Source organism: Streptomyces sp. NPDC016851 (genome assembly GCF_055562795.1).
Genome location: NZ_JBVHEP010000005.1, coordinates 309,971 through 327,703 on the forward strand (window position 1 = coordinate 309,971; position 17,733 = coordinate 327,703).

The following is a 17,733-nucleotide window of genomic DNA, read 5'->3' on the forward strand; positions in this document are numbered from 1 at the left end:
GGGCCGAACAACGCTCAGATCACACGGTCCGGAACGCCAGCACCACGTTGTGCCCACCGAACCCGAACGAGTCGTTCAACGCGGCGATACGCCCATCGACCGGCAGCTTCCGGGCCTCACCCCGCACCACGTCCGCGTTCGCCTCGGCCTCGGGGTCGAGGTTCTCCACGTTGATCGTCGGCGGAGCCACCCGGTGGTACAGCGCGAGCACGGTCGCCACCGTCTCGACACCACCCGCACCACCCAGCAGATGCCCGGTCATCGACTTCGTCGCCGACACCGCGATGTGGTCGGTGTCGTCGCCGAACACCTTCCGCAGCGCCTTCAGCTCGGCGATGTCACCGGCCGGCGTCGACGTCGCGTGCGCGTTGACGTGCACGATCTCCGCCGGGTCCAGGTCGGTGCGCTCCAGCAGGTTCTGCAGGGCCTGCGAGATGCCCCGCCCCTCCGGCTCCGGCTGCACGATGTCGTGGCTGTCGGCGGAGATGCCCTGCCCGACCGCCTCGGCGTACACCCGGGCCCCGCGCTTGGCGGCGTGCTCGGCGGACTCCAGGACGACGACACCGGCGCCCTCGCCGAGGACGAAGCCGTCGCGGGCCACGTCGTAGGGACGCGACGCGCCCTGCGGGTCGTCGTTGTTCTTGGACATCGCCATCATGTTGCCGAACGCGGCGATGGGCAGCGGGTGGATCGCCGCCTCCGTACCACCGGCGACGACGATGTCGGCGCGGCCGGTGCGGATCATCTCGATGGCGTAGCCGATGGCCTCGGCGCCCGAGGCACAGGCGGAGACCGGCGTGTGCACGCCCGCCCGGGCACCCACGGCCAACCCGACGTTGGCCGACGGGCTGTTGGGCATCAGCATGGGAACGGTGTGCGGGGAGACGCGGCGGACGCCCTTCTCCTTGAGCACGTCGTACTGGTCGAGGAGCGTCGTCACGCCGCCGATGCCGGAGGCGATGACCGCGCCGAGCCGGTCGGGGTCGACGGCCGGGTCGTCGCCGGCCTTCGCCTCGAAACCGGCGTCCGCCCAGGCCTCCTTGGCCGCGACCAGCGCGAACTGCGCCGAGCGGTCGAGTCGGCGGGCCTGCGGCCGGGGGATGACCTCGGTCGGCTCCACGGCGACCGGGGCGGCGATCTTGACCGCCTGATCGGCCGCCCAGTCCTGCTCCAGGGGCTTGACGCCGGAACGTCCGGCGATCAGGCCCTCCCAGGTAGAGGCTACGTCGCCACCCAGCGGTGTGGTTGCGCCGATACCGGTGACGACCACGGTGCGATTGGTCGAGCTCACGGGAATTCTTTCTCCAACGGATCCGAGGATTAAGCGGCGCCACCGCCGGGTGGCGGGGCAGTCAGCCCAAAGGCCTGATCGGCCGATCAGGCCTGGTGCTTGAGGATGTAGTTCGTCGCGTCGCCGACGGTCTTGAGGTTCTTGACGTCCTCGTCCGGGATCTTGACGTCGAAGCGCTCTTCGGCGGCGACGACGACCTCGACCATGGACAGCGAGTCGACGTCCAGGTCGTCGGTGAAGGACTTGTCCAGCTGGACGTCCTCAACCGGGATGCCGGCGATCTCGTTCACGATCTCGGCGAGACCGGCGACGATCTCTTCCTGAGTGGCGGCCATGTCGGCGCTCCTTCGTAGATGTTCCAGAGGGTGTGGCAGGTGTTTCTCCCGTACCGGACCGCATGATCCGGCACGGAGTGCCTAGGGGAGGGTAACGACAGTCGCGGCGTAGACGAGACCCGCCCCGAAGCCGATGACGAGCGCGGTGTCGCCGCTCTTCGCCTCGCCGGTCGCCAGGAGCCGCTCCATCGCGAGCGGGATCGAGGCGGCCGAGGTGTTGCCGGTGGTGCGGATGTCACGGGCGACCGTGACGTGCTCCGGCAGTTTCAGTGTCTTCACCATCGAGTCGATGATCCGCACGTTGGCCTGGTGCGGGATGAAGACGTCCAGGTCGTCCACGGTGATCCCGGCCGCGTCCAGCGCCTGCTGGGCGACCTTCGCCATCTCGAACACGGCCCAGCGGAACACCGCCTGGCCTTCCTGGGTGATCGCGGGGAACTTCTCGACCGTCCCGTCGCGGTAGTCCGTCCACGGCACGGTCTGCTTGATGGTGTCGGACTTGTCGCCCTCCGAGCCCCACACGGTCGGGCCGATCGCGGGCTCCTGGGCCGGGCCGACCACGACCGCGCCGGCACCGTCGCCGAACAGGAAGGCCGTCGCCCGGTCCTCCAGGTCGGTCAGGTCGCTCAGCCGCTCGACGCCGATCACCAGGACGTACTCCGCCGAGCCCTCGACGATCATGCCCTTGGCGAGCGTGAGGCCGTAGCCGAAGCCCGCGCAGCCCGCCGAGATGTCGAAGGCGGCGGCCCGGTCGGTGCCCAGCTTGTCGGCGATCTCGGTGGCGACGGCCGGAGTCTGCTTGAAGTGCGAGACGGTGGAGACGATCACACCGCCGATCTGCTCGACGGAGATACCGGCGTCGGCGATGGCCTTGCCGGACGCCTCGATCGACATCGCGGCGACGGTCTCCTCGTCGGAGGCCCAGTGCCGCGTCTCGATGCCGGAGCGCGAGCGGATCCACTCGTCGGACGACTCGATCGTCTCCAGGATCACCTCGTTCGGCACGACCCGCGTCGGGCGGTAGCCGCCGACGCCGAGGATCCGCGCGTACGGGGCGCCCTTGCTGGGCTTGATCTTCGCCATGCTCTCGGGCTCCTTCTAGGCACTCTGCTCGGCGATGAGCTCGCGAGCCGCGTCGAGGTCGGCGGGGGACTTCAGGGCCAGCGTCTTCACCCCGGGCAGGGCACGCCTGGCCAGGCCGGTGAGGGTCCCGCCGGGGCACACCTCGATCAGGGCCGTGACACCGAGCTCCTTGAAGGTCTCCATGCACAGGTCCCAGCGGACCGGGTTGGCGACCTGGCCGACCAGCCGGTCCAGCACCTCGGTGCCGGTGGTGACCGCCTGCCCGTCCTTGTTCGAGACGTAGGTGACCTCCGGGTCGCCGGGCGCCAGGGCCTCGGCGGCCTTCGCCAGCGTGTCGACCGCGGGGGCCATGTGGTGCGTGTGGAAGGCGCCGGCCACCTTCAGCGCGATGACCTTGCGCACGCCCTCGGGCTTGTCCGCCTCCAGCGCGGCGAGCTGCTCCTTGGTGCCGGCCGCGACGATCTGGCCCGCGCCGTTGATGTTCGCCGGGGTCAGGCCGAGCTTCTCCAGGTGCGGAACCGTCACTTCGGGGTCGCCGCCGAGGAGCGCGGCCATGCCGGTCTCGGTGACGGCGGCGGCCTCGGCCATGGCGAGCCCGCGGGTGCGGACCAGGCGGAGCGCCTCCTCGTGCGGGAGCACCCCGGCGAGCGAGGCCGCGGTGATCTCACCGACGCTGTGACCGGCGAGGGCACCGACCTTGCGCGGCAGCTCGGCCGGGTCGTCGAAGAGCATGTACGCGGACGCCAGTCCGGCCGCGACCAGCAGCGGCTGCGCCACCGCGGTGTCGCGGATCTCCTCCGCGTCGGCCTCGGTGCCGTAACGGATCAGGTCGAGTCCCACGGCGTCCGACCAGGCCTCGAGGGCACCGCGGACACCGGGGAAGTCGAGCCATGCTGACAGGAAGCCGGGCGTCTGGGCGCCCTGGCCGGGAGCGACGAGTACGAGCACTCTCACACTCTCTCTTGGGTACGGGCACGGCCGCCCGTGGGGACAGGGACGAAGAACACGAGGGGGTTTTGTCGAGCCCCGACAAAACCTTAGGGCTGGAGATCTCCATCGACCAGACGCCCCAGGATCAGCGCTATCCGCAGGGTGAACGCAGAGCGTACATCGGAGGGTGACCAGCCGGTGACGTCAGTCACACGTCGAAGCCGGTAGCGGACGGTGTTGGGATGCACGAAGAGCATCCGCGCGGCCCCTTCGAGGCTGCTCGCCTGTTCGAGATAGACGCTGAGGGTCTCCAGGAGCGCGGCCCCGGCCTCCTCCAGCGGTCTGTAGATCTCCTCCACCAGCTGGTCGCGGGCCGAGGGGTCACCGGCCATCGCCCGCTCCGGAAGCAGGTCGTCCGCCAGGACCGGGCGCGGGGCGTCCTGCCAGGCGGAACACGCCTTGAGCCCCGCCGCCGCGGCCTGCGCGGACCGGGTCGCGGCCTGGAGGTCGGGCACCACGGGGCCCGCCACGACCGGTCCGGCCGCGAACGGGCCGATGAGCGACTTGGCGACGGCCAGCGGGTTGTCGCTGCCGCCCGCGATGACGACCAGCCGGTCGCCGAGCACCCCGGTGAGCACCTGGAGCTTGGCGTGCCGGGCCGCTCGCCGTATGGCCTCGACGGTCAGCTCGCTGTCCCCGTCGGGCGCGGTGCCGAGCACGACGCACACGTGCTCGGGCGAGTTCCACCCGAGGGCGGCGGCCCGCGAGACGGCGCCCTCGTCGGCCTCGCCGCTGAGCACGGCGTTCACGACCAGGGACTCCAGGCGGGCGTCCCAGGCACCGCGTGCCTCGGCGGCCTGCGCGTACACCTGGGCGGTGGCGAAGGCGATCTCCCGGGCGTACACGAGCAGGGCCTCGCGCAGCACCCGCTCGTCGCCGGGGGCCGCGACCTCGTCGATCGCGGACTCCATGACCTCGATGGTGGTGCGCACCATCTCCACGGTCTGGCGCAGCGTGATCGCCCGGGTCAGCTCGCGCGGCGCGGTTCCGAACACGTCGGTGGAGATGGCCTGCGGGGCGTCCGGATGCCGGAACCACTCGGTGAAGGCGGCGATACCCGCCTGCGCGACGAGACCGATCCAGGAACGGTTCTCCGGGGGCATGGCCCGGTACCAGGGCAGCGTCTCGTCCATCCGCGCGATGGCCTGCGCGGCGAGCGATCCGGACGACTGCTCCAGCCGCTTCAGCGTCGCGGCATGCGGATGGACGTCGTGGGCTGCGGCCTGGTGCTTGCTGGTTTCGGGTTCGGGCACGGGACAAGACTGCCTTATCCGGACGGGAAGGTGCGTCGCAGGGCCTACGGTGGACTCCGTGATGGACATTCGGCGCGCCGAAGAGCGCTACCAGGGCGGTGACCCGGCGGCCGGAATCGAGAGCCGGCACGCCTTCTCCTTCGGGCCCCACTACGACCCGGACAACCTCCGTTTCGGCGCGGTGATCGCCTGCAACGAGGAGCACCTGGCGCCCGGTGCCGGCTTCGACGAGCATCCGCACAGCCACACCGAGATCGTGACCTGGGTGGTCGAGGGCGAGCTGACGCACCGGGACTCCATCGGGCACGAGTCGGTGGTGCGCCACGGAGACGTCCAGCGGCTCAGCTCGGCGGGCGGGGTGCGGCACGTGGAGCGCAACGACGGCCCCGGCCCCCTCACCTTCGTCCAGATGTGGCTGGCCCCGCTCCGGCCCGGCGGCGACCCGTCCTACGAGGTCGTCCACGGCATCGCCGACTCGACGCCGTACGCCGTCCCGGAGGCCGGAGCGATGCTGCACGTCCGGCGCCTGGGGCCGGGGGAGCGGACGGCCGTACCGGACGCGGCGTTCGCGTACGTGCACGTCGTACACGGCGACGTACGCCTGGAGGGCGAGACGCTGCGCGCCGGCGACGCGGCCCGGATCGCCGACGCCAAGGGCCTGGAGGCCGAGGGCGTGACGGAGGCGGAGCTGCTGGTCTGGGAGATGAACTAAAGCTCGGCGAGCACCGCGTCCGTGAACGCCGGCCACGTCTCGATCGCCCACGGCCCGAACGCCCGGTCCGCCAGCGCCACGCACGCGGCCCGCGCGTCGGGGTCGATCCACAGGAACGTACCCGACTGCCCGAAGTGACCGAACGTCCGAGGCGAGGACGAAGAGCCCGTCCAGTGCGGCGACTTGGAGTCGCGGATCTCGAAGCCGAGCCCCCAGTCGTTGGGGTTCTGGTGCCCGTACCCCGGCAGGACGCCCTTCGTGCCCGGGTAGTGCACGGTCATCGCCTCGGCGACCGTACGGGGGTCCAGCAGGCGCGGGGCCTGCACCTCGGCCGCGAACCGCAGCAGGTCCTCGATCGTGGACACGCCGTCCTTGGCCGGAGAGCCGTCGAGGGTGGTCGAAGTCATGCCCAGTGGCTCCAGCACGGCCTGCCGCAGGTACTCCCCGAACGGGATGTCGGTCGCCTTCGCGAGGTGGTCGCCGAGCTGCTCGAAACCGGCGTTGGAGTACAGCCGCCGCTCCCCGGGCGGGGACGTGACCTTGTGCTCGTCGAAGGCGAGGCCCGAGGTGTGCGCGAGCAGGTGCCGGACCGTCGACCCGGCCGGACCGGCGGGCTCGTCGAGTTCGACGGCCCCCTCCTCGTAGGCGACGAGCGCCGCGTAGGCGGCGAGCGGCTTGGTCACCGACGCGAGCGGGAACCGCTGTCCGGCCGGTCCGTGGGTGCCCAGCACGGTGCCGTCCGCCCGTACGACACCCGCCGCGGCGGTGGGAACCGGCCAGTTCTCGATCAACGCGAGGCTCTTCAGCGACATGCGTTCGAGCCTATGCGCTCAGAGCGTCAGCTCCAGCAAGGGGTCGGGCTTGGGTCGGAAGCCGAGGGAGACGTACAGCGGCTCGGCCTCCGGCGAGGCGGTGAGCTGCACGCGCCGGGCACCGCGCTCGCGGAACCACTCCAGCAGCGTCGTCATGCACGCGCGCGCGTAGCCACGGCGCCGGGCGGACGGGTCGGTGGCGACGCTGAAGACGAAGCCCACCATGCCCCGCGGGTCGCCCGGCTTCCCGATGCGGTAGTCGATCGTCCCGGCGACCAGCGACGCCAGCGCCCCCGGCCGCTCCGGGTGGTCCACGACGAACGCCGTGAAGTCCCCGTCCGGCTCGCCCAGTTTGGCCCTCAGCGTGGGGAGCGACTCCCCGTGCCAGACGGCGGAGGGGTCACCGAACAGCGAGTCGATCATGATCTGGCGCAGGCGGAGGACTTCCTCGGCGTCCTCGGGCAGGGCGCGGCGTACGGCACTCATGACGCCCTACGTTAACCAGCCGGATCAAGAAGCGTCCTGCCGATTTCTTACCGTCCGCGCTTGCTTGGAGTGCACTCCAAGGTTCTAGCGTTGGGGCCATGACGGTGATGGAGACCACGGGTGCCAGGGCCGACAGCTGCGCCGGGCCGCCCCAGCAGAACCGGCGTCCGGACGGCGAGGACCGCTACACGATCAGCGAGGTCGTCGCCCTGACCGGCCTGACGGCGCACACCCTGCGCTGGTACGAGCGCATCGGCCTGATGCCGCACATCGACCGGTCCCACACCGGCCAGCGACGCTACACCAACCGCGACCTCGACTGGCTCGACCTCGTCGGCAAGCTCCGCCTGACGGGCATGCCGGTCGCCGACATGGTCAGGTACGCGGAACTCGTGCGCGAGGGCGACCACACCTACGGCGAGCGCTTCGAGCTGCTGAAGACGACCCGCGAGGACGTGCTGGCCAGGATCGACGAACTCCGGGGCACGCTCGCCGTGCTCGACCGGAAGATCAGTTTCTACGCGGACGCCGGGCGGGCCCTGGCGTCGGAGAGGTCCCGATGACGGACGGCAGGATCACGACGGCGAAGCTCGGCGACCACGGCCCCGAGGTGGGTGTCCAGGGCCTCGGCTGCATGGGCATGAGCTTCGCCTACGGGCCCGTGGACGCCGACGCGTCCCGGGCCACCCTCGAACGGGCGCTCGAACTGGGCGTCACCTTCTACGACACGGCCGACGCGTACGGCGCCGGCGAGAACGAGCGGTTCCTCTCGCCGTTCTTCAAGGCACACCGCGACGAGGTCGTCATCGCGACCAAGTTCGCCCTGTCGATCCCCCCGGACGACCCGACCCGCCGCGTCATCCGCAACGACCCGCCCTACATCCGCCAGGCCGTCGAGGAGAGCCTGAAGCGCCTCGACGTCGACGTCATCGACCTGTACTACATGCACCGGCGCGATGTGAACGTGCCGATCGAGGAGAGCGTCGGCACCATGGCCGACCTGGTCCGCGAGGGCAAGGTCAAGCACCTGGGCCTGAGCGAGGTCACGGCGGACGAACTGCGCGCCGCCCACGCGGTGCACCCGATCGCGGCCGTGCAGTCGGAGTGGTCGCTGTTCAGCCGTGACATCGAGCCGAAGGTCGTCCCCGCGGCCCGCGATCTCGGGGTGGCCTTGGTCCCCTACTCCCCGCTCGGCCGGGGCTTCCTCACGGGTTCCTTCGCCAAGGCCGAGGACCTGACCCCCGACGACTTCCGTCGCCAGCAGCCCCGTTTCACGGGGGACAACGCGGCGCGCAACGCCGCCCTGCTGGAGCCGATCCGCACGATCGCCTCGTCCCACGACGCCACCCCGGGCCAGATCGCCCTGGCCTGGGTCCAGCAGCAGGCAGCGGTCCACGACCTCCCGGTCATCCCGATCCCGGGCACCCGCAAGCCGACGAGGGTCGAGGAGAACACGGCGGCAACCAGGATCGTCCTGACGGACGAGGAACTGGCCCAACTGGACGGCATCGCGGCCCAGGTAGCAGGCAACCGCTACGCGGACATGGCGTTCACTTCAGCGGGCAGGGAGTAAAGGCTCTTAGGGGCGCGGGGAACTGCGCGATCAACCACGCACAACCCGCGCCCGCCCACGGCGAGAACACGGCAGACGCTAAAGCTCCGCCAGCAATTCCGCCTTTTTGACCGAAAACTCCTCATCGGTCACCAACCCCGCCTGATGCAACTCCCCAAGGTGCCGAATCCGCTCGGCGATATCCGCAGGATCACGCCGCGGCCCGCCCGCGGACACGGCCGCCACCGGACTCGACGCCCGCACCGCCGCCAACACCGCCGCGGCGAACGGCAGTGACTCATGCACAGGCCCGTACCCCAGCCCGAACACCACCGCGGCAGGATCCTGGTCGGCCTGCGCAGCCACCCCGGCCCCCGACTCGTCGCGCCGCAACAACCGCAGATGCCCCTCGAAGACCTCGGGCGAGCGCCACTCCACCCCGTTCAGCTCCCCGACGGGGAAGCTCTGGTCCCCGGCCTTCCACTTCGCCGACGACGCCCCGGTCCAGAACCACCGGAAGTTCACGGTCCGCCCGTCGAACGAGGCCTTCCCGTCGTACGCCTTGAACGACAGCGGCCCCTTCGGCGGCTCCACGAGGAACCGGTCCGCCGGCCCGGAGTCCGACTCCGTCAGCAGCGACCGCAACTCGTCGGCGTAGTACTCCGCGAGGACCTCCCGGTCGGCGGGCAGCACCAGCCGGTAGGGATCGCCGCTGTCCTTGAGCTGTCCGGCGGCGGCCTCCATCAACGGATCCGCACCCGGCCGCGGCTCGACGCGCAGCACCACCGTGCCGCGCTTGCCGCGCGTCAGTGTCACCCCGGCGATCGCGTCCAGGGGCACACGGCGTTCCCCCAGCGCCTGGAAGAGTTTGGGTGTTCGAATCCCCCGTTCGTAGCGGATGAGCACGGAGTCGGACTCGAACTCCCAGGCGGCATGAAATCCGGCCAGTACGTCACCCATGCGGCTCATCGTATGCGGCACGCGCTCCTCCGTCCCCCTCCCGAGCAGACCGCAGTTTCTTCGCCTCTACGCGCGTCAGGCCGCGGCCGTGCCGGACAAACCGGTCCGGCAGACGCCGTCTTCGTGCGCGCAGTGCACCGAGCGGTATGCGCCAACGCCGATCTCTGCGAAATTCATCAGACTTGCCGTACCCGGCTCGAAGTAGCCGGCGTGACCCTTCGCGCCCTGCGCCGACAGCACCCGCGCACCGAACCCGGTGGACACCGGATCGGCCCCGTGGCCGAGCCCGCCGAACTCCAGGTAGGGCACGTCCTGGATCCAGTCGTCGGCGTCCCGCATCGCCCACACCCGGGCCGTGGTGTGCAGCTGGGCGGCCTTCTGCGCGCGCATGCCGGGGCTGCCGGCCACCGCGATGTCGGACACCCGGCCCGGCAACGAGTGCGCGGCGACCCCGCACACCACGGAGCCGTAGCTGTGGCAGAACAGCGACACCGGCGAGCCGCCCGGCAGCGCCCGCACCAGCGCGTTCAGCCGTACGGCGCCCTCCTCGGCGCGCATCGCCGTGGCCGAGTCGATACCGAGTCCGCTGGGTGCCGTGTAGTCGGCCCAGGCGATCACGGCCGTACGGGTCGAGGGGCTCGCCGTCCGCTCGGCCGCGTACAGGGACTCGGCCATGCCGACGGGCGCCGCGTACTTGCGCTGCGTGCGCTGGAAGGTGAGCAGGTTGGTGTCCACGCCGGGCACGACGACCGAGACCCGCTCCGCCTCGCGCAGGTCGCCGAAGACCTCCGCCACCCGTCCCGAACCCTCGGGGTCGAAGGCGAGGATGTGGCGGCCCTTCTCCATGAGGTCTTCGAAGCGGTGCATCCGGCGGCGCGCCTCATGTTTCCCGGACGGGGTGAGACGGCTGTCGTGCATGCGCTCCCGCTCGACCTCGCGTGCCTGGCCGAGCGCGACGCGATTGGCGCGGTAGCGCAGTTCGACCGGGGCGCCGTTCATGTTGCCGATCGCGAGCGGGTACTTGCGGACCAGGCTCGCGCGGTCCCGCTCGGTGAGCGAGGAGAAGAAGCGGGCCAGCTTCGTCGGCTGGGACTGCGGGTCCGGCAGCCGGTAGCCGCCGATCCGGCCGTGCTCCCAGGCGGAGAGCGAGGCCTGGAGCGGCGTGTCGCCCCGCTGGTTGCGCAGAGCGGTCCAGCCGGTGGTCGCCAGCATCACGAACACGACGGCCAGAGCGAGCAGTGCGCGCCAGACGTTCAGCTGCGGGGTGGTGTCGAAGGAAGTCACTGAAAGGACACACTAGGAGAACGAGAGGGTCTCGCGTTAACCAAGTGACCGGGATCACGTTTCGGGGGATGTGCTAAGGGGACTGCTCTGTACGCCAGTTCCCGGCCAGGGCCGGACCCACCTGATCGAGGTAGGCGGCGGTGAGTTGGCGCATTCCTTCCAGGGTGAGGTCGTCCCCCGCGGACCACAGTCGCTCGGTGACGCGAATCACTCCGCCGAAGAGGGCCACGATGATGCGGGGCCGCGGATCCGTGTCCACGTCGAGCCCCTCGCGCTCGGCGATGATGCGCGCGAGCTCCTCCTCCAGTTCCGCCGACCGCCGCAGATGGGCGGCGAGCAGTGCGGGCGTGGACTCGATCACCCGGTAGACGCGCAGGTGGAGCTCGACCGGCACGATCTCCTCGATGATCTCGTTGATCGTGTCCCAGCTCTCCAGCACGGCCCGGCGCAGCGCCTCCAGCGGCGCCTCGCCCGGCGGGCGGGCCCGTACGGCCTCGACGACCTGGGTCTCCGCGAGCCGCGGCACGTAGAACGCCGTCTCCTCCTTGCCCGCGAAGTAGCGGAAGAAGGTGCGCTGTGAGACGTCGACGGCGGCGGCGATGTCGTCGACGGTCGTCTCCTCGTACCCGCGCGTGGCGAACAGTTCCAGGGCGGCTCGCAGCAGCGCGTCCCGGGTGCGCCGTTTCTTGCGTTCGCGCAGGTTCAAAGAGGTGCCTCTCTCTTTCGGTGTTTGCCCAGTTCAGGTTATATGGAAGGTGTCATGTCAGTTACCGGCTTGTGAATTGGTTTGTCAATTGTCAGTGGCTGTCATTAGCCTCGAAGCATGACTAGTCAGACCACCATCGACACGACGGGGTCGGGGGGCAAGGCACCGGCGACGCCGTCGGACGCGACGCCGGGCAAGGGGCTGCGAGGGCACCCCTGGCTCACCCTCATCACCGTCGCAGTGGGGGTCATGATGGTGGCCCTCGACGGCACCATCGTGGCCATAGCCAACCCCGCGATACAGAAGGACCTGGGCGCCAGCTTCGCCCAGGTCCAGTGGATCACCAACGGATACTTCCTCGCCCTCGCGGTCTCGCTGATCACCGCGGGCAAGCTCGGCGACCGCTTCGGTCACCGGCAGACCTTCCTCATCGGTGTCGTCGGCTTCGCGGCCGCCTCGGGGGCCATCGGTCTGTCCGACAGCATCGCGCTGGTCGTCACCTTCCGCGTTCTCCAGGGCCTCTTCGGCGCGCTGCTGATGCCGGCCGCGCTCGGCCTGCTGCGGGCCACCTTCCCGGCCGAGAAGCTGAACATGGCGATCGGCATCTGGGGCATGGTCATCGGCGCGTCCACCGCCGGCGGCCCGATCCTCGGCGGCGTGCTCGTCGAGCACGTCAACTGGCAGTCGGTGTTCTTCATCAACGTGCCGGTCGGTGTCCTCGCCGTCGTCCTCGGCGTCTGGATCCTCCTCGACCACCGCGCCGAGAACGCCCCGCGCTCCTTCGACATCCTGGGCATCGCCCTGCTGTCGACCTCCGTGTTCTGCCTGGTGTGGGCGCTCATCAAGGCTCCGCCGTCCGAGTGGGGCTGGGGCGACGCCAAGACGCTGGCGTTCCTCGGCGCCTCCGTGCTGGGCTTCGCGCTGTTCGGCTTCTGGGAGACGAAGGTGAAGGAGCCGCTGATCCCGCTCGCGCTGTTCCGCTCCGTGGCGCTGTCCGCGGGTGTCGTGCTGATGGTCCTGATGGCCATCGCCTTCATGGGTGGCCTGTTCTTCGTGACGTTCTACCTCCAGAACGTGCACGGCATGGGGCCGGTCGACGCGGGTCTGCATCTGCTGCCGCTCACCGGCATGATGATCGTCGGCTCGCCGCTCGCCGGCGCGATGATCACCAAGTTCGGCCCCCGCGTCCCGCTGGCGGGCGGTATGGCACTCACCGCGATCGCCATGTACGGGATGTCGACGCTGGAGACGGACACCGGCAGCGGCATCATGTCGCTCTGGTTCGCCCTGCTCGGCCTCGGCCTCGCCCCGGTCATGGTCGGCGCGACCGAAGTCATCGTCGGCAACGCCCCGATGGAGCTGTCGGGCGTCGCGGGCGGTCTCCAGCAGGCCGCCATGCAGATCGGCGGCAGCCTCGGTACGGCCGTGCTCGGCGCCGTGATGGCCTCCAAGGTCAACAGCGATCTCACGGGCAACTGGACGAAGGCGGGGCTCCCGCCGCTCACCCCGGAGCAGGAGCACCAGGCGTCCGAGGCCGTCCAGGTCGGTGTCCCGCCGGTGGCGCCGGGCACGCCGGACGCGATCGCCGCGAAGATCACGGGCGTCGCGCACGACACGTTCATCTCCGGCATGAGCGCGGCATCCCTCGTCGCCTGCGGCGTCGCCGTGGTGGCGGTGCTGGTGGCGTTCCTCACCAAGCGCGGTGAGAACGCGGGCGCCGGCGCGGGCGCCGCGCACATCTGACGGTCGAATTCCGGGTGTTCGCCTATCAGGGTGAACAAGACCGCCGACCCCTCCCCTCCGGCGGGCATCGCAGGTCACAGTGGGTCAAGTCCTCCGCAGGGCATGGAGGACGGACGCTGCGGCGCGCTGCCGGAGGGGGGCAGCGCGCAAGCAGCGGGATTGAGGCCCGCATCGGGGGTACTCGCCATGTCGTAACCCGAACAGAACCCCAACCGACTGAGGGTTTACGGGAGTTGATGATGGCGAGCTTCGGACACGGTACGCGCAGGCACCCCCGCTCACGTGGCCGGACGTGGTCACGGACCGGGCCGGATCGCGCGACGCTCGGAATCATCGGAGTCATCTGCGCGGTCGCCGGATTCTTCGTGCTGGGGATCATCCTCGGCCCCGTGGCGATCGTCTGCGGCTGGCTCGCCATGGGCCGCACGTGGGCGGGCTCCCGCCCGGCCACGGCCGTGGTCGCCCTGGTATTGGGCGCTATTGACACGCTCCTGGCCATCCTCTGGCTGGCAGGAGCGACAACCCCGGGCAACGGCATGCTGTTCTGACCCGGGGAAGTGAGGGAAGGGCCCCTGGCCGTCAGGCCGGGGGCCCACCTCTAGCTGCGGGCAGTCGTGCCGCTAGGGGCGGCACGGGTGGGCGCAGCGGCACCCCGCTCCGCCGGGCTGCGCACCCACCCGCCCTCAGCACGAACCCCGCGCACTACTCGACGGACGTCCCCTTCAACGCCGCCACTTCCCCCCGCAACGCCCGAACCTCCTCCGTCAGCTCCCGTATCGCCTCCGTCTGCCGCCGCTCCTCCACGTCGTCCTTCTCGAACCGCGCGATGAACCACGCCGCGATGTTCGCCGTCACCACACCCAGCAGGGCGATCCCGGACAGCATCAGCCCCACCGCGAGCATCCGCCCCAGCCCGGTCGTCGGCGCGTGATCCCCGTACCCCACGGTGGTCATCGTCGTGAACGACCACCACACCGCATCACCCAGCGTCCGGATGTTCCCGTCCGGCGAGCCCCGCTCCACCGACAGCACCGCCAGCGACCCGAACATCAGCAGCCCGACCACCGCACCGACGACATACGTCGTGAGCTTTATCTGCGAGGCCATCCGCGCCCGCTGCCCGACCAGCAGCAGCGTCGACACCAGCCGCAGCAGCCGCAGCGGCTGAAGCATCGGCAGCAACACCGCGCCCAGGTCGAGCCAGTGCGTTCGGACGAACACCAGCCGCTGCTCGGCGAGCACGAGCCGTATGACGTAGTCGAGCGCGAACGCGCCCCACACCACCCACTCGACGGCCGTGCACACGTCCACCACGTCCCGGCTCGCGTCGGGACGGACGATCGGCACGGCGTAGGCGACGGCGAAGGCCAGGGCCAGGCCGAAGAGGGGCCGCTGCGTGTGCTGTTCCCAACGGAGTCGGGCCGATTGCTGCTGCATGGCCGAATCGTAGAAAAGGTGAAGGGGTGGTGTGCCCACGGTGTACCCGTGAGGCTCACCACCCCTTGACAGGGCCTGACGTCTTACGCGTCGCCGCCCGCGGCCCCCGGGTCGGCCGCCGACACGTCGAGCAGCTGGTACCGGTCGATGGCCTGCTTGAGCACCGACCGGTCGACCTTGCCCTCACGGGCCAGCTCGGTCAGCACCGCCACCACGATCGACTGCGCGTCGATGTGGAAGAAGCGGCGGGCCGCGCCCCGCGTGTCGGCGAAGCCGAAGCCGTCCGCACCGAGCGACTGGTACGTCTGCGGCACCCAGCGCGCGATCTGGTCCGGAACCGCTCGCATCCAGTCGGACACGGCCACGACCGGCCCCTGCGCGTCGGCCAGCTTCCGCGTCACGTACGGCACCCGCTGCTCCTCCTCGGGGTGCAGCAGGTTGTGCTCCTCACAGGCCACTGCCTCGCGCCGCAGCTCGTTCCAGGAGGTCGCCGACCAGACGTCGGCCTTGACGTTCCAGTCCTCCGCGAGGATCTTCTGCGCCTCGACCGCCCACGGCACCGAGACACCCGACGCCATGATCTGCGCCGGGATCGAGCCGCCCGTGCCCTCGCTGAAGCGGTACACGCCCTTGAGGATGCCGTCCACGTCCACGTTCTCGGGCTCGGCCGGGTGCTGGATCGGCTCGTTGTAGACGGTCAGGTAGTAGAAGACGTCCTCGCCGTGCGGGTGCTCCTCGGAGCTGCCGTACATCCGGCGCAGGCCGTCCTTGACGATGTGCGCGATCTCGAAGCCGAACGCCGGGTCGTACGCCACGCAGCCGGGGTTCGTGGAGGCCAGCAGCTGCGAGTGGCCGTCGGCGTGCTGGAGGCCCTCACCGGTCAGGGTCGTACGGCCGGCGGTCGCGCCCAGGACGAAGCCGCGGGCCAGCTGGTCGGCCATCTGCCAGAACTGGTCGCCGGTGCGCTGGAAGCCGAACATCGAGTAGAAGACGTAGACCGGGATCAGTGGCTCGCCGTGGGTCGCGTAGGCCGAGCCGGCGGCGATCAGGGACGCCGTGCAGCCCGCCTCCGAGATGCCGTCGTGCAGCATCTGGCCGTTCGGCGCTTCCTTGTAGGCGAGCAGCAGGTCACGGTCGACCGACTCGTACTGCTGGCCGAGCGGGTTGTAGATCTTCGCGCTCGGGAAGAACGAGTCCATGCCGAACGTGCGGTACTCGTCCGGCGCGATCAGCACGAACCGCTTGCCGATCTCCTTGTCCCGCATGAGGTCCTTGAGGAGCCGGACGAACGCCATCGTCGTCGCGATGGACTGCTGGCCCGAGCCCTTCTTCACCGTCGCGTACGTCTTGTCCTCGGGCAGCGGCAGCGGCTTGGAGCGTACGACGCGCGTGGGGACGTAACCGCCGAGCGACCTGCGGCGGTCGTGCATGTACTGGAGTTCCTCCGACTCCGGGCCCGGGTGGTAGTACGGCGGCACGCCGGACTCCAGCTCCTTGTCCGGGATCGGCAGGTGCAGCCGGTCGCGGAAGCGCTTCAGGTCGTCGACCGTCAGCTTCTTCATCTGGTGCGTGGCGTTGCGGCCCTCGAAGTTCGGGCCCAGCGTCCAGCCCTTGATCGTCTTGGCGAGGATCACCGTCGGCTGGCCCTTGTGCTCCACGGCCGCCTTGTATGCCGCGAAGATCTTCCGGTGGTCGTGACCGCCGCGCCCCAGGTGCAGGATCTGGTCGTCGGTCATGCCCTCGACCATCGCGCGCAGGCGGTGGTCGTCACCGAAGAAGTGGTCGCGGATGTACGCGCCGGTCTCCGTGGCGTACGTCTGGAACTGCCCGTCCGGCGTGGTGTTCATCTTGTTGACCAGCACGCCGTCGCGGTCCTGGGCGAGCAGCGGGTCCCAGGTGCGGTCCCAGACCAGCTTGATCACGTTCCAGCCGGCGCCGCGGAAGATCGACTCCAGCTCCTGGATGATCTTGCCGTTGCCGCGCACCGGCCCGTCGAGGCGCTGGAGGTTGCAGTTGACCACGAAGGTGAGGTTGTCCAGGCCCTCGCGGGCGGCGATGGACAGCTGGCCCAGCGACTCCGGCTCGTCCATCTCGCCGTCGCCGAGGAACGCCCAGACGTGCGACTTGGAGGTGTCGGCGATGCCGCGCGCCTCCATGTAGCGGTTCATGCGCGCCTGGTAGATCGCGCCGATCGGGCCGAGCCCCATCGACACCGTCGGGAACTCCCAGAAGTCCGGCATCGACCGCGGGTGCGGGTACGACGACAGCGCGTGCGGCGCCTTCGACTTCTCCTGGCGGAAGCCGTCGAGGTGCTGCTCGCTGAGCCGGTCCAGCAGGAAGGCGCGGGCGTAGATGCCCGGCGAGGCGTGGCCCTGGAAGAAGACCTGGTCGCCGCCGTCGCCCTCGTCCTTGCCGCGGAAGAAGTGGTTGAAGCCGACGTCGTAGAGGGAGGCGGAGGACGCGAACGTGGCGATGTGGCCGCCGACGCCGATGCCGGGGCGCTGGGCCCGGGAGACCATCACCGCCGCGTTCCAGCGGGTCGCGTTGAGGATCTTCCGCTCGATCTCCTCGTTGCCCGGGAAGAACGGCTCGCTCTTGGTGGGGATGGTGTTGACGTAGTCCGTGCTGCGCATCTCCGGCACGGCCACGCGCTTCTCGCGGGCCCGCTCGATCAGCCGCAGCATCAGATAGCGGGCGCGCTCACGGCCGCGCTCGTCGACGGCGGCGTCGAGGGAGTCGAGCCACTCCTGCGTCTCTTCGGGATCGAAGTCAGGAACCTGACTCGGAAGGCCGCCAATGATGATCGGGTTGCGATCGGATGCGGAAGCCACGCTGTTCCTTACCTGTCAGAGGGCCTGCGAGGGCCGCTGTTTCGCTGTCGTCGCCGGGCGTTGTCGCTTGGGCCGCGCCGCTCCCATGGTCCACCTCGGGGCCGCAAACGTCATCTCTACTCAGCGGTAACCCGGGCGTGGGACCGGCTCCGTGACGTATGGGGTGAATACCTTCGAGTCTCGTACCCCCGGACGATTCCCAAACGCCCAAACAGGGCAGAAAGGTGTGGTGTGCGTCACCTCGGACCATGATGGTGT

General features: G+C 70.1%; 17 protein-coding genes. 5 read left to right on the top strand and 12 right to left on the bottom strand.

What is annotated here, in order from left to right; all coding sequences use genetic code 11:
* Positions 1-19: 19 nt before the first annotated feature.
* From fabF to fasR, 5 genes are all read right to left on the bottom strand, one after another.
* Positions 20-1,291, bottom strand: a complete 1,272-nt coding sequence (gene fabF, locus ACZ3I3_RS11385) for a beta-ketoacyl-ACP synthase II (protein WP_467364251.1) — start codon at positions 1,289-1,291, stop codon at positions 20-22.
* An 86-nt stretch (positions 1,292-1,377) separates the two neighbouring features.
* Positions 1,378-1,626 (bottom strand): acyl carrier protein, encoded by a 249-nt coding sequence (locus ACZ3I3_RS11390; protein ID WP_187821659.1) that lies wholly within the window; start codon positions 1,624-1,626, stop codon positions 1,378-1,380.
* Positions 1,627-1,707: 81 nt separating this feature from the next.
* Positions 1,708-2,709, bottom strand: coding sequence for a ketoacyl-ACP synthase III (locus ACZ3I3_RS11395; protein ID WP_356929095.1), 1,002 nt, complete (start codon positions 2,707-2,709; stop codon positions 1,708-1,710).
* 15 nt (positions 2,710-2,724) lie between these two features.
* Positions 2,725-3,657 (bottom strand): ACP S-malonyltransferase, encoded by a 933-nt coding sequence (locus tag ACZ3I3_RS11400; RefSeq protein ID WP_467364252.1) that lies wholly within the window; start codon positions 3,655-3,657, stop codon positions 2,725-2,727.
* A gap of 89 nt (positions 3,658-3,746) precedes the next feature.
* On the bottom strand, positions 3,747-4,952 hold the full coding sequence (gene fasR, locus ACZ3I3_RS11405) for a fatty acid biosynthesis transcriptional regulator FasR (RefSeq protein WP_467364253.1): 1,206 nt from the start codon (positions 4,950-4,952) through the stop codon (positions 3,747-3,749).
* Between the two features lie 61 nt (positions 4,953-5,013).
* On the opposite strand from fasR, the gene ACZ3I3_RS11410 reads away from it, so the two are divergent.
* A complete protein-coding gene (locus ACZ3I3_RS11410) occupies positions 5,014-5,664 on the top strand; it encodes a pirin family protein (RefSeq protein ID WP_467364290.1) in 651 nt (216 codons plus the stop codon).
* On the opposite strand, the gene ACZ3I3_RS11415 is transcribed toward ACZ3I3_RS11410, so the two are convergent.
* Both ACZ3I3_RS11415 and ACZ3I3_RS11420 read right to left on the bottom strand, forming a co-directional pair.
* On the bottom strand, positions 5,661-6,476 hold the full coding sequence (locus ACZ3I3_RS11415) for a serine hydrolase domain-containing protein (RefSeq protein WP_467364254.1): 816 nt from the start codon (positions 6,474-6,476) through the stop codon (positions 5,661-5,663). The two genes, ACZ3I3_RS11410 and ACZ3I3_RS11415, sit on opposite strands and share 4 nt — an antisense overlap.
* Before the next feature lie 18 nt (positions 6,477-6,494).
* Complete coding sequence (locus tag ACZ3I3_RS11420) at positions 6,495-6,962, bottom strand: GNAT family N-acetyltransferase (RefSeq protein ID WP_356929091.1); 468 nt, start codon at positions 6,960-6,962, stop codon at positions 6,495-6,497.
* A gap of 98 nt (positions 6,963-7,060) precedes the next feature.
* On the opposite strand from ACZ3I3_RS11420, the gene ACZ3I3_RS11425 reads away from it, so the two are divergent.
* The gene (locus ACZ3I3_RS11425; protein ID WP_356929090.1) at positions 7,061-7,525 is read left to right on the top strand and encodes a MerR family transcriptional regulator; all 465 of its coding nucleotides are present in this window, start codon (positions 7,061-7,063) and stop codon (positions 7,523-7,525) included.
* Entirely contained in the window at positions 7,522-8,535 is a 1,014-nt protein-coding gene (locus ACZ3I3_RS11430) for an aldo/keto reductase (RefSeq protein ID WP_467364255.1), read from the top strand. The genes ACZ3I3_RS11425 and ACZ3I3_RS11430 overlap by 4 nt, the downstream gene beginning before the upstream one ends.
* Before the next feature lie 78 nt (positions 8,536-8,613).
* On the opposite strand, the gene ACZ3I3_RS11435 is transcribed toward ACZ3I3_RS11430, so the two are convergent.
* From ACZ3I3_RS11435 to ACZ3I3_RS11445, 3 genes are all read right to left on the bottom strand, one after another.
* A complete protein-coding gene (locus ACZ3I3_RS11435; protein ID WP_467364291.1) occupies positions 8,614-9,483 on the bottom strand; it encodes a DUF4429 domain-containing protein in 870 nt (289 codons plus the stop codon).
* A 66-nt stretch (positions 9,484-9,549) separates the two neighbouring features.
* On the bottom strand, positions 9,550-10,758 hold the full coding sequence (locus tag ACZ3I3_RS11440) for an alpha/beta hydrolase family protein (protein ID WP_467364256.1): 1,209 nt from the start codon (positions 10,756-10,758) through the stop codon (positions 9,550-9,552).
* Positions 10,759-10,831: 73 nt separating this feature from the next.
* Entirely contained in the window at positions 10,832-11,464 is a 633-nt protein-coding gene (locus ACZ3I3_RS11445; RefSeq protein WP_467364257.1) for a TetR family transcriptional regulator, read from the bottom strand.
* 117 nt (positions 11,465-11,581) lie between these two features.
* On the opposite strand from ACZ3I3_RS11445, the gene ACZ3I3_RS11450 reads away from it, so the two are divergent.
* The gene (locus ACZ3I3_RS11450) at positions 11,582-13,207 is read left to right on the top strand and encodes an MFS transporter (protein ID WP_467364258.1); all 1,626 of its coding nucleotides are present in this window, start codon (positions 11,582-11,584) and stop codon (positions 13,205-13,207) included.
* Positions 13,208-13,443: 236 nt separating this feature from the next.
* Positions 13,444-13,755 carry a small hydrophobic protein gene (locus tag ACZ3I3_RS11455; RefSeq protein ID WP_467364259.1) on the top strand — a complete coding sequence of 104 codons (312 nt, stop codon included), beginning with the start codon at positions 13,444-13,446 and terminating at the stop codon, positions 13,753-13,755.
* Positions 13,756-13,909: 154 nt separating this feature from the next.
* Here ACZ3I3_RS11455 and ACZ3I3_RS11460 read toward each other — a convergent pair whose 3' ends face one another.
* Together ACZ3I3_RS11460 and aceE are read right to left on the bottom strand one after the other, a co-directional pair.
* Positions 13,910-14,644, bottom strand: a complete 735-nt coding sequence (locus tag ACZ3I3_RS11460; RefSeq protein WP_467364260.1) for a potassium channel family protein — start codon at positions 14,642-14,644, stop codon at positions 13,910-13,912.
* A gap of 83 nt (positions 14,645-14,727) precedes the next feature.
* Entirely contained in the window at positions 14,728-17,475 is a 2,748-nt protein-coding gene (gene aceE / locus ACZ3I3_RS11465; RefSeq protein ID WP_467364261.1) for a pyruvate dehydrogenase (acetyl-transferring), homodimeric type, read from the bottom strand.
* Positions 17,476-17,733: the final 258 nt, after the last annotated feature.